This window comes from Kitasatospora sp. NPDC023120 (assembly GCF_055560835.1).
Genome location: NZ_JBVHHY010000021.1, coordinates 1 through 12336 on the forward strand (window position 1 = coordinate 1; position 12336 = coordinate 12336).

At 69.7% G+C, this 12336-nt stretch carries 7 protein-coding genes and 1 pseudogene; 3 read left to right on the top strand and 5 right to left on the bottom strand.

Features of this window, described 5'->3' with window-relative positions; genetic code table 11:
- Positions 1 to 594 precede the first annotated feature (594 nt).
- Complete coding sequence (locus ACZ3TI_RS28075) at positions 595 to 1380, bottom strand: maleylpyruvate isomerase family mycothiol-dependent enzyme (protein ID WP_465730916.1); 786 nt, start codon at positions 1378 to 1380, stop codon at positions 595 to 597.
- Between the two features lie 759 nt (positions 1381 to 2139).
- Between ACZ3TI_RS28075 and ACZ3TI_RS28080 the strand changes: the two are divergent.
- Positions 2140 to 2768 (top strand): annotated as a pseudogene (locus ACZ3TI_RS28080) (zinc-binding dehydrogenase); the annotation flags it as partial.
- Between the two features lie 181 nt (positions 2769 to 2949).
- Here the strand turns inward: ACZ3TI_RS28080 and ACZ3TI_RS28085 are convergent.
- Together ACZ3TI_RS28085 and ACZ3TI_RS28090 are read right to left on the bottom strand one after the other, a co-directional pair.
- The gene (locus ACZ3TI_RS28085; protein ID WP_465730918.1) at positions 2950 to 3318 is read right to left on the bottom strand and encodes an Imm63 family immunity protein; all 369 of its coding nucleotides are present in this window, start codon (positions 3316 to 3318) and stop codon (positions 2950 to 2952) included.
- 157 nt (positions 3319 to 3475) lie between these two features.
- Complete coding sequence (locus ACZ3TI_RS28090) at positions 3476 to 4600, bottom strand: alpha/beta hydrolase (protein ID WP_465730920.1); 1125 nt, start codon at positions 4598 to 4600, stop codon at positions 3476 to 3478.
- A gap of 268 nt (positions 4601 to 4868) precedes the next feature.
- Here ACZ3TI_RS28090 and ACZ3TI_RS28095 point away from each other — a divergent pair, with 268 nt between their 5' ends.
- Complete coding sequence (locus tag ACZ3TI_RS28095) at positions 4869 to 5807, top strand: hypothetical protein (RefSeq protein ID WP_465730922.1); 939 nt, start codon at positions 4869 to 4871, stop codon at positions 5805 to 5807.
- Positions 5808 to 5918: 111 nt separating this feature from the next.
- Here ACZ3TI_RS28095 and ACZ3TI_RS28100 read toward each other — a convergent pair whose 3' ends face one another.
- Positions 5919 to 9449 carry an NACHT domain-containing protein gene (locus ACZ3TI_RS28100; protein WP_465730924.1) on the bottom strand — a complete coding sequence of 1177 codons (3531 nt, stop codon included), beginning with the start codon at positions 9447 to 9449 and terminating at the stop codon, positions 5919 to 5921.
- 845 nt (positions 9450 to 10294) lie between these two features.
- On the bottom strand, positions 10295 to 10654 hold the full coding sequence (locus ACZ3TI_RS28105; RefSeq protein ID WP_465730926.1) for a transposase family protein: 360 nt from the start codon (positions 10652 to 10654) through the stop codon (positions 10295 to 10297).
- 287 nt (positions 10655 to 10941) lie between these two features.
- Here ACZ3TI_RS28105 and ACZ3TI_RS28110 point away from each other — a divergent pair, with 287 nt between their 5' ends.
- On the top strand, positions 10942 to 12318 hold the full coding sequence (locus ACZ3TI_RS28110; RefSeq protein WP_465730928.1) for an FAD-binding oxidoreductase: 1377 nt from the start codon (positions 10942 to 10944) through the stop codon (positions 12316 to 12318).
- The last annotated feature ends 18 nt before the right edge of the window (positions 12319 to 12336 follow it).

Genomic DNA, 12336 nt, shown 5'->3' on the forward strand with positions numbered 1-12336 from the left:
ACAAGGGGTGGCGGTTCGCCTACAACGGGGTCGTGTTCACCGGCGCATCCAGCGTCGCAGTGGAGCGCTACCGCTACCGCGGAAGCGACATCCCGGCCCCATGGACCCCGAAACCAGCAGCCGCCACGACAGGCGGCTGACCAACGGTCAAGACACGTGGAGCGCCCGGTGCGGAGAAATTCGCACGCTGGGTGCGGGAGGGGGCCCGAGGGAGACGACCGACGGAGACGTCGGCACCGCGCCCACGGGCCTACCTCACCGACCTGCTGGCTTTGTACGCGAGAACGGGAGTCGTTTGTCGATGAGCTCGGGAGGCGCCCTGCCGGCGGGCAGGTCGATGTTCACGAGTTTGGGAGACACCCGCCGCTGAGCTGATGGGTACATGTACCGGTGTGCCCAGACTCCAGTGGCCGCGCATCGTTGCCGCCGCCCTCGTCACCAGCTACGACCAGACCGGCGGGTGTTAAATCCTCGAAGGACGCGAAACCCCCTGCTCTCAACCATGTCAGGACGGCAACGCCACGCCGACGCTCCGCCCAGGGCACGGTCGGATGAGCCGACGACGCGACCGGGCGCCGCGTCGTCGACACCGCCTTACGCGTTCGGGTCCCAGGCGAAGAGCCGCTCGAAGATGGCCCGGTCGCCGTCGATCTTCACCGAGTCCAGCGGGGTGCGTCCGTAGAACCACAGGACCAGCTCACCGGCCGTGCCCCGGGCGGAGGCGTCGGCCTGGGCCTCGCCCTCGCCGGCAGCCGGGAGGCGGACGGCGCGGGCGCCATCCGCCTCGACCGTGAAGCGCCAGGAGCGGCCCTCGGTGGCGTGGTAGTCGACGACGGCCGGCTCGTGCGGCCAGACGCCCGACCACGCGCAGCAGGTGAACAGGAAGTCCTCGACGCCGTCCAGCGCCACCTCCGCCGGCAGCGGCTGCGCGGCGCCCACGGTGAGCTGGGCGTCATAGGTGTGCATCGCGATCTCCTGAAGCTGGTGCCGGGCGACGGCACCGCTGGTCCGCGGCGACTGCGAGGCACCCCACCACGTCCAGCACTCGGCGTCCGGGCCGACCTCCCGCAGGGTGTCCAGCAGCTCCTGCGTCGACGCGGCCAGCCAGGCCACCAACGCCTCGCGCTCCCGGGGCGCCTGCGCCTCGGCGCGCGCCGCCACGGCCTCGGCCGGCGGGGCGTCGGCTGGACCGGCCTCGACGACGGCGGCCCAGAAGGGGCGGCCCGAGCCCAGGTGCCGCGCCAGGTCGAACAGCGTCCACTCGGGACAGGTCGGCACCTGCACGTCCAGGCTGGGCGCGGCGGCGATCGCGGCCCGGAAGGCCGTCGCCCGCTCGTCGATCAGTCGCAGCAGGTCAGGGAGTTCAAGATTCTTCTGCACTACGGCTGTCTATCACCGCACTCCGGCGGCCGAAAGCGAATTTCCCGGCCGCCGCCTGCCGACGCCGCCGTCCGAACCATCCGCCCGAACCGCCGCCGACACCGAACCTCCGGGCAAGGCGGGCGACGCGCGTTGGCCGGGGTTCGCCCGTCGGTACAAACTCGCCGCCGAACAGCCGGTGCAGTGGAAGGTTGAGGCTCTCGGCCCTGCCGAGCCTCAGCGCCTGGTCCTCGCCGCCGTCGCGCCGTACATCGACCGCCGCGTTCTCACCGACCGGATCACAGAGGAGGAACGGCAGCGAGATCAGCTCAGGGCCTTCACCGAGGGATGGACCCTGAATCGCTCGCCGGACCGTGAGTGACTCCCAAACTCATCGACATTGATCACGGAACAGGCCCACGCGGTGACTCCCGAAGCCGACGACAAACGACTCCCGTCCTCGCGTACAAAGCCAACCTGCTGAAGGAATCGCCGCATCTGGCTCCGTGGCGGCCCGAGATCGGCATCAAGCCGCGGCTGAGCGACGCCGAACTGGTCACCCTCGCGGTGATACAGGCACTGCTCGGTTTCACTTCCGAACGCCGCTGGATCCGCCACGCCCAAGCGCACCTGCGGCACCTGTTCCCCTACCTGCCCGGGCAGTCGGGCTACAACCGGCGTTTGCGCAAGGCCGCGGACCTGGTCGCACGGGTCAACCGCCTGCTCGCCCGGGACACCTCGCTGTGGGACGACAGCGTGTGGGTCGTCGACTCCACCCCGGTGGAGTGCGGCCGCTCGCGCGAGACGGCCAGGCGCTCCGACCTGGCCGGCTGGGCCGAGTACGGCTACTGCGCCAGCCACTCCCGGTTCTTCTGGGGCCTGCGCCTGCACCTGCTGTGCACCCTGCACGGGCTGCCCGTCGCCTTCGCGCTGACCGGCGCGAAGGCGGACGAACGAACGACCCTGCTCGGGATGTTCCACGCCGAGCCCGGCCTCGGGGCGGCCGGCGGAGTCGGTCACCTGGCCGTGCAGATCGCCAAGGCCCGTGGCGCGTACGTGATCGGCACCGCCGGCAGCGCCAAGCACGAGCTGCTGCGCTCACTGGGCGCGGACGAACTCGTCGACTACCGCACCCAGGACGTCGCGGCGGCCGTCCGCGAGGTCGACGTCGTGCTGGACCCCCTCGGCGGCGCGAGCCCGGCCCGCTCCCTGCGCTCCCTGCGCCGGGGCGGCACCTGGTCTCGCTCCTCCCGCCGGACGAGGCCTTCCCCCGGGCCGAGGCCGAGGCGGCCGGCGTCCGGGCGGACTTCATGTTGGTCGAGCCCGACCACCAGGGGCTGCGCGAGATCACCCGCCTGGTCGAGGACGGCCGCCCGCGGGTGGTCGTCGACACCGTCCTCCCGCTGGAGCAGGCCGCCGAGGCACACCGCCTGGGCGAACTGGGCCGCACCACCGGAAAGATCGTGCTCTCGGTCGCCGACCCCCCGGCCGGGCGGCTCCCGGGGCTGACCGGGTCGCGCCGGGGGCGCTCAGTCCGTCAGCCGGTGCCACCAGCGGCGAGGCTGCACCACCGCCACCGGCGGCACCGGCTCAGGGTGGTCGAGCACCAACGGTGGCGTGCAGCAGGGTCGCCTTGCGCTGCCACCTGGCCGCCAGGTGCTCCTCCCCGGTCAGACCCTGCTTGTTCACCCAGTCGAGGGCGAGCTGTGCGGTGGCATCGTCGAACGCCCAGTACAGCAGTTCTTCGGGATCACGGGTCGGCCGCTCGAAGCAGAGCTCTCCCCGTTCGAGGGCGAGGTAGTTCAGCATGCCGTTCTCGCCGACGGCGATGAACGGACAGGCGCCGTCGCGGTTTTCGAAGGTGGGTACCGCCCGGCCCGTCAGTCCGACGACGGCACTGAGCCGCGCGATCTCGATCGCCAGGTACTGCCGCATCAGCGCAGCCTTGCCCGTGGTCATCGGTCCTCACCGTGTCCCCGCGGCATCACCCGGATCGGGCGAAGCGACGCCCCGGCCTCGTCCGGCTCGACGTGGTCCGACTCGACCCTCGGATGCCGAGCACAGCCCATTATCGTCTCAATGACGATAATGGGCTATGGGTCGGAACCGGACGCGCTCAGCCGGTCTTGGCGGCGCCGATGGTCTGGGTAAGCCAGGCGAAGACGGACGGCACGAGGGGTTCCCAGGTGGAGGTGAGGTGGGGGCCGTTGACCTCGACGGGAGTGACGGTCGTCGGGGCCTTCGCGTTCTTCTGCAGCGCGAGGGCGTCCTCGTAGCCGTCGCCCTTCTTGCCGGTCACGTAGAGGGTGACGTCCGGCGGGGTCTGCGCGTGCTGGAGCAGGTGGAGCGGGTTCGCGGACTCGCGCAGGTGGGCGTCCTTGGCGGTGAGGGAGTCCGGCTCGCCGACCGGGTCGTTGTAGCCGGACAGGCTGACGGCGGCGTGGTAGCGGTTCGGGTGGGCCAGCGCGAGGCGGACGGCGCAGTGCGCGCCCGCCGAGTAGCCGGCCACCGCCCAGCGTTCGGGGCCGGGCTCGGCGCGGAAGTTGTCGAGCACCATCTGCGGGACGTCGCGCGCCAGCCAGGTCTCGGCGTTGACCTTGCCGGGCACGTCCGCGCAGCCGGTGTCGACGTGCCCGGCAAGCAGGACCACGCGCGGGGAGACCAGGATGAACGGCGCGACCTGCCCGGACTTCATCAGCGGGGCCAGCTGGCGGGAGACGTTCATGCTGCCGAACCAGGCGCTGGACGAGCCGGGGAAGCCCGCGAGCAGTTCGACGACGGGGAACTTCTTGTCCTTGAACGCCGGGTCGTCGTACTGCGGCGGCGTCCAGACCAGCACCTCGCCGTCCACGCCGGAGACCCGCCCCTTCAGCTCGGTCGTCCTCACGTCCTTCGGCACGGCCTTGTCGTCCACGGGCCCGAACTGCTGAACCACCTTGGCCTGTTCGGGCCCGTTCGCGGCCGCCGTCGCGTCCGCCGCGGGCGGGACGGGGACCGCCCGGACGTGGCTTCCGGTCCCGAGCAGGTCGTCCCAGGTGCCGTACAGCTGGTTGTCGTTGTTGACCATCACGAACACCAGCGTCACGGCGGTGAACTGAGCGAACGCCACCAGGAGCAGCCGGGTGCCGAAGCGCAGCGGGCGCGGCCCGCGCACCCGGTTCCACAGGTACATCAGCAGCCCCACGGAGAGCGGGACGAGGAGGATCGAGAGGACGAAGAACGCGGTGCCTGTCAGCTTCACATTCAGCTGCACGTGTCGGAACGGCCGTTTGGTTGCATCCGCCCCACGCGGCCCGTCGGCGGGCCCGGCCGGCCGGGGGCAAGCACCCGGAGCCACCACCGCACCTGACGGTTTTCCTTCTCACGCAAATTGCTTCCTGCGGTACGGGGTGCCATGTCAGGGTCATCGCCAGAAGGTGTATTCGTTGCGAGGAAGGGCTGATCCCTTGTTCAACCGACGAAAGGCAAGCGTACTCGCCGTAGCGGCGGTCACGGCGGCACTCGGTCTCGTGCCGACCGGCACCGCCCAGGCGGCGACCTGCAATTGGCAGAAGACGGCGTGGGACCTGCCGGCCAACTCGACCAGCGGCACGCTGTACGCGAGCGACGGCAGCCGGTACGGCGTCGGCATCACCGGCACGCGGTCGACCTCCTGGCCTTACGACTACAGGGTCAGGAACAGCACACTGTGGGACAACGGCAAGGTCGTGCTGCAGATCCCCGAGACCGGGCCCAAGATGTCGGACGTCAACGCCTCCGGCGTGATCGTGGGCAGTCAGATCATCAACAACAAGTTCATGCCCGTGACGGTGAGCCGTACCGGGACGGCGACCGTGCTGCCGACCAACCCGGCCTGGGACAGCTCGTCGGCCAGCGTGATCAACAACAGGGGTGACATCGCCGGTTCCGCCGGAATCGGATTGACGCACATCCTGGTGGTGTGGCCGGCGAGCGCACCCGGAACGTACCGCGAGATTCCCGTCCCCCAGGACAGCTACCTGAGCCTCGCCGACATCGACGAGCAGGGCAACGTCATCGGGTCGACCCTCAAGAACGGCTTCGTCACCGACCTCAGCGGCCAGCTGCACACCCTCACCACGCAGGGCACCAACGGCCAGAGCACTCCGGTGGCGGTCCGGGCCGGTCGCATCGTCGGCAGCATGGACAACGACACGAGCTACGCCGCAGCCGAGTGGAACGCCCAAGGTTCGCTGGTCCGGACCATCAAGAACGGTGCTCTCACGGGCAAGGCCATCGGCGGCCTCGGAAGCGTGGGCGGCAGCGCGTTCGTCAACTCGACGCAGCGGTCCGTCCTGTGGCGTGACGGCGTCGTCTCCGACCCGCTGACCGCGGTCTCGACCTCCTTCACCATCAACGCGATCAGCAACGACGAGAAGACCCTCATCGGGAACGACACCTCCCGCCCCGCGCACTACACCTGTCTGTGACACCTGCTCGTGAGGCGGCCGGCACGAGCAGCCGGTGAGCTCAGCAGGACCGGACGCAGCCCCGGGTACCTCACCCGGGGCTGCGTTCCGCGTTCCCACTCGGCCACGGCCCTAGCTTCGCGTGCGCTTCGCCATGTCGTCCCAGAAGCGGTCCAGTTCCAGGACGGGCATGCCGACCCACGACGGCGTCTTCCTCCGGAAGACTCGAGGCACCCGCCGGCGCATGCGTCCGGGCAGCAGGGCCTGCTGCTGGCGGCAGAACGGCTCGTCGATCTCGGCCCGCAGCTGCGTACCCTGCGGCGGGTAGGGGCAGAACTGGAACTTGCAGGTGGGCAGGCAGGTCGTGCCCGGTGCCGGCGGGTCCGAGGTACCGGCCGTCAGCTCGGGATGCAGCGGAGCGCGGTCCCTGGTCACGCAGGGCGGTAGGGACATGCCCGGCTGGTGGGACCGCTTCAGCCGATCCTCCACCTCGTCCGGGAACCCGTCCCGCTCGATCAGGTTGAGCATCACCAGAACGTCGGCGACGAGCCGCTGGGTGCGCCCGTCGAGGTTCGTCCACCCGACCGAGGGCGGGATCCACAGGTTGTGCTTGCGGTAGTGCTGCGAACCGTTGCTCCGGGAGCCGATGTTGTCGACGACGCCCTTCTCGTCGATCCACAGGAAGCGGTCCGGCTCCCGGGTCTGCAGGGCGAGGGCCACCAGGTCGCCGGCCTCGGCGACGAACGGGTGCAGACGCGGCGGGGGCGCCCCGTCGCCTCCCCCGTCCCAGGCGGAGCCCGCCATGGACAGCCAGCGCCCGACGGTCTGCACCGCGCTCATGCCGCCCGCGCCTTCGGACCGTTCTGCTGTGCCGTTGCCGTTGCCGTGCTTGCCATCCCTGCTGCCGTTGCCGCCGTTGCCGTGCTTACCGTTGTTGCCGTGCCTACCGTTGTTGCCGTGCCTACCGTTGTTGCCGTGCTTACCGCGCTTGGCGCCGTCCGGATGAGCTGCCGCCGCGTCACCGTCGGGATCGGACCGGGCGATGCTGTCCGGGAGCTCCCACAGGCACAGCGCCTGGAGCAGGCAGATCTGGGAGTACCAGCACCGGGCCTGCTGCAGCACGGTCTCCGCCTGCCGGATCAGGTCGTCGCACCCGCCGGGGTAGGTGTCGGGATGGCGCTTCCGCCGGTTGGCCGCAAACTTGAAGCCCTGGGCGAGGGCGTTCTCCAAGGAGAGCGGGAGCAGGTCCGGGCGTTCGGGGTCCAGGTGGCGCAACCACTTCGCGAGGCGGTTGCGGGCCTCGTCCCGGTGACCGTCGCTCACCGATCCGAGCAGCATCGGGATCATCCAGGCGCGCATGATGAACTCACGCCCGAGTTCACGGCGGTCCGCCCGGTAGCTTTCGATGATGCCCTGCCGTTTCCGGTTCAGCGGATCGTTCTCGCCGGTTGCCGTCCCGGACGGGCCCCGCGAGGCGGCCGCCTTCCGCATCTCGGCCACCCACGCAACGTACTCCTCCCTCTTCCGGGCTCTCAGCTCCTCGTTCCGCGCCTGGTACTCCTCCAGCGGATCCCTGTTGAGGCCGAACTTCTTGCGGATCACCTCGAAGGCCGGGTCGCCGCCGCTCCCGACCTCCTGTGCGGCGGCGAGGCGGATGGCGTAGGACGACTCCCCGCTGCCCAGCTCGAAGAGCCGCTCGTACAGGTCCGTGGTGTCGATCTTCGGAGCAGCGGTGCGCAGGGCCGCACCGTACTGCTTGACCAGGCCGTGCTTGGCTTCGTCGAGAGTCCGTCTGTCCCCCTTGATGCCGTTCCAGTGCTCCTGGAGGTTGGAGGTGATCCTGCCCAGGAGCCTCGGGGTCTCCTCGACGCTGTCGATCTCCAGGGCAGCCGCATAGAGGTCGAAGGCCTTCGGATCCGAGTGGTGGCTCGCCGCCCTGCAGAGCCGTTCGGCGGGGGTCTTCCCGGTCAGCGGAGCCCGGCGCCACAGCTCCTTGGCCTCCCGCTTCACGATCTCCTCGGCCTCCGCCTTCACCCCGGTTCCGGTGTTGCCGGCCTCGGTTGCGAGCTTGGTCGCCCGTCGGCGGGAGAGCAGGACCAGCGCGATCAGCAGTTCACGGCTGGGCCCGGGCGGGTGCAGCGCCTGCTCGATGAGCCGACCGGCCTGGCGCTCGCTCAGGTGGTCGAGCATGCGGAAGCCGCAGTACGCCTGGATGATGCTGTGCGGGAACCGGACCTTGGTGTCGAAGCCCTCCACCAGCTTGAGCCGGCTCGCGTGTCCGACGAACCGGGCCAGCTCCGTCCGGCACTGGCCGAGGCTCCCCTCGTCGAGGAGCTTGCTCTCCCCGTCGCAGAGCCGGCGGCACAGCTCGTCCCAGACCAGCTCGCGCTGCCATTCGGAGAAGGTGTTTCCGCGCTTGCCGTACTGGTCGAACCCGCGTTGTTCGAGCCAGAGTTGTCGGGCCTTGCTCTCCGCCCGCCGGGTCCGTCCGGGGTGGGCGTCCTCGCCCAGCAGGTCCGCGAACGAGACCTCCAGGGTGTCCTGGAGCAGTCCGATGCACGCCAGCGCGGAGACGATCTCCATGGTGTCGCGGCGCTCCTCCGGGCTCACGGTGACGTCGTCGTGCAGCCGGCCCTCCACCAGCGCGTGGTACCAGGTCTCCAGCAGCCACAGCCGTAGCGTGGACCGGTCCCAACTACGGGTGTTCAGGCGCTTGTCGTCGTGCCGGGGCCGGTCGCGTTCCAGGGCGTCGTGACTGTGCAGCTCCCGGGCGATCTGCAGGTAGATCGGCGACTCGGTGACCTCGGCCGTCTCCACGATCCAGTCGAGGCGGCGCTCGTCCGTCTCGGGAAAGTTCGCCTCGACGAACCGGAGCGCCGCTTCCTCGCTCAGCGGCTCCAGCTCGATGATCGCGGCGCGGGTGCCCTCCAGGGGAGCGTGCGGCCGGGAGGCGATGACCAGCGGGAGCCGCTCCTGGTACGCCCGGTCGATGGCCCTGCGGATGATGTTGTCGCGATCGTCCCGGAGGTTCTCGTCGAGGATGGCCTCCTCCAGTCCGTCGGCGATGACGACCGGTTTGTCGTCCGCGAGCAGTTGGTGCCAGACCCGGTCGTTCTTGCTGCGGGCGAGGATCCCCTGCGGCGCCTCCTCGGAGAAGCGGCGCTTGGCCATCTGCTCGAAGTTCAGATCGGACGCATGGGCGGCGTCCCGCAGCCGGATGGGCACGGGAACCGCGTGCTGCTTGGCCAGGATCTCCGTGAGCTGCACCAGTACGGCCGTCTTCCCGACGCCCACCCCGCCGACCAGCAGGTACGGCCGGCGGGTCTCCCGCTCGCGCAGCCGCTGCGCGATCACCTGGGCGAGCTCCTGGCGCCCGACGACCTCCGAGATGTGCGGCCCGGCGGTGAGGACCAGCTCGTTCGGCTTCTTCCGCGCCTTCGCGAGAAAGCGCCGCTTCGTCCAGCGGTACCACCAGAACAGGAAGATCGCGGTGGCGATCCCTGCGGTGAGGACCGGACCGACGAAGCGGATGAGGGCGTCGAACCCCGAATTCCCCCGCCGCCACGTCTCGAACGCGGTGCTCTCCCCCGTGATCACGATGTACAGGCCCTCCACGCACCACGCGAGGACCAGGAACGCGGCGATCCCCCAGAAGACCCGCATCGCATTGGTGTACGACCCCCACCTGCGCCACTTCCGCGGCCGCGGCGTACCCCGGCGGGCCTCCCACCGGATCATCGACCTGTGCCACCGGCAGGCGAAGACTTCCACGAGCCGGGCCCGGGCCCGCTGGAACGGCAGGCTCGACATCGGCGCGTTGGGCGGCCGCTCCTTGCCCGGCGGATGCCGGACGACTCTCGCCATCGTGACCTCCCCCTCCGGGAGCTCCGCACGACACCGGGGCAACGGAGAAGGGGGCGCGCTCCACGGACGGTCCATGTCCCGGTTTGCGCGAGGAATCGATGAATACGGATGAATGCGGTCGGACGCCTGACAGCCTGCGCTTCAGGTTGCTAGGAGTAATCAAATCAGCAGAATTTAACTAACCGTAGCCGGGAGGCGCGTTCGTCTTTTCCACATTGTCCCCTCGCCACCCCACGCCAGACAAGCATGGAATGTCCCGGTAGCGAATGCGACCCTTCACGCCGACTACTCCGACGTCCAGGCTTCCCCGGTCGGCTATCTCATAGAGTCCTTCGCAGTTGGTGCCCTGACCGGCAAGCTCGCGGTCCGCTATGGGGCGACCGTCCTCGTTGCGGCCATCAACAAGTGGCTGTGACCACACACGCGCACCGCCTTTTCGTCAATCCGTTGCCCAGGAGTCAATCGGCCGGTTAGGTTCACCCAGCCGCCTGCATCGGTGCAGGCCGGCGCTGTCGACGAGGAGGTGTGGAGCACATGCGCAGGAGTGCCCAGGAGTTGAGCTCGCGTACTGACCTTTGCCACCTCCTCACGACGGAGACACCTTGTCCCTTCGCATCACCCCATTGAGGTTTTCTCAACGGTGATCACTTCCAGATTCCGTTGAGGACGAGGGCGGCACGGGCGATGTGGCCGATCCGGTCGGGGCTGAGCGTGACGTGCTGCAGGATGCGCCACCGCTGCTTGAGCTCGGCGGCGGTGCGCTCACCGAGTGCCCGGACGTGCCGCAGCAGGGTGTTGAACATGCGGGTGTCGAGGTGAAGTGCCTGTTCGGACTTGCCCTTTGGCCGGCGGACCGGGATACGGATGCCGATGCCGGCGCCGATGTAGCACTTGTCGGCCAGGGCGGGCAGGCCGTCTTTCGCCGCCTTGTAGAGGGCGGGCAGGCGTGGATGCGGGCGGCGGTGATGTCCGGGGTGGAGCCGGGCTCGACGTCGGAGACCCACAGCGGGTGCCGTCCGGGGCTGACAGGAACCGGATGTTGCCGCCGAACGCCTGGTGCTTCTGGCTGAACCACAGGTCGTTGCCGTTGTCGCGGACTCTCGCAAGGCGGTCGGATTCGATCAGCGGTGCCGTCGGGGATCAGGTGCGTCATCCCCTCGCGCTGACAGCGGCTCGCACGACACCCCGGCCAAACATCTCTCGATCCCCGAATCGCCCACCCCGGACGATCGGCACATCCTGGAATGAGCGGGTGGCGACGCGCCGGGCAGCCCGCGACTTGGAGGCAGTCATGGACACGGCAACATTCGAGGCGCTGAGGACCGCGGTGCGCGGCCCGGTGACCGGCCCGGGGGAGCCGGATTACGACGAGGCCCGCAAGATCTACAACGCCATGATCGACAAGCGGCCCGCGGCCATCGCGCAGTGCGCGGACGTGGCGGATGTGATGACGGCGGTCGGCTTCGGCCGGGAGCACGGCATCGAACTCGCGATCCGCGGCGGTGGCCACAGCGGCGGCGGGATGTGCCTGGTGGACGACGGGCTGACGATCGACCTCTCCGCGATGCGCGGGGTGCGGGTGGACCCGGAGGCCAGGACGGCCCAGGTGGCCGCGGGCAGTCAGCTGGGCGACCTCGACCACGCGGCCCACGCCTTCGGCCTCGCGACCCCGGCGGGGATCATGTCCACCACCGGCGTCGGCGGCCTCACCCTGGGCGGCGGCCACGGCCACCTGACGCGCAAGTACGGCCTGACGGTCGACAACCTGCTGGCGGCCGATGTCGTCCTCGCCGACGGCAGCTTCGTCACCGCCGACGAGAACCAGAACCAGGACCTGTTCTGGGCCCTACGCGGCGGCGGCGGCAACTTCGGCGTGGTGACCTCCTTCACCTTCCGGCTGCACCCCGTCGACACCGTCGGCCTCGCGGTGACGCTCTGGCCCATCGAGCAGGTGCCCTCGGTGCTCCGCTGGTACCGCGAGTTCCTCCCGCAGGCGCCCGACGACCTGAACGGCTTCTTCGCGGTGCTTGTCGTCCCGCCCGGCCCGCCGTTCCCGGAGGAGATCCACCACAAGAAGATGTGCGGCGTGGTCTGGTGCTGGACGGGCGACCTCGACCAGCTCGACGGCGGCGCCTTCGCCGCCGTCGCCGACGCGGGCTCGCCCGCCTTCCACTTCGCGGCCCCGATGCCCTACCCGATGCTGCAGACCATGTTCGACGAACTGATCCCGAAGGGCCTCCAGTGGTACTGGCGCGGCGACTTCTTCGACCGGATCCCGGACGAAGCCGTCGACATCCACGCCCGGTTCGGTGCCGCCATCCCGACCGAACTCTCGACCATGCACCTCTACCCGGTCGACGCCGCCGCGCACCGCGTCGGCAAGGACGAGACCGCCTGGAGCTACCGCGACGCTGTCTGGTCCGGCGTCTTCGGCGGCATCGACCCCGACCCCGCCAACGCGGGCATCATCAAGGACTGGTGCGTCAACTACTGGAACGCCCTCCACCCGCACTCGATGGGCGGCGCCTACGTGAACTTCATGATGGAAGAGGGGCAGGACCGCGTCCGGGCGACCTACCGCGACCACTACGACCGTCTGGCCGCCATCAAGGGCCGCTACGACCCCACCAACCTCTTCCACGCCAACCAGAACATCACCCCGGCCTGAGCCATCGCGGCGGCCCTT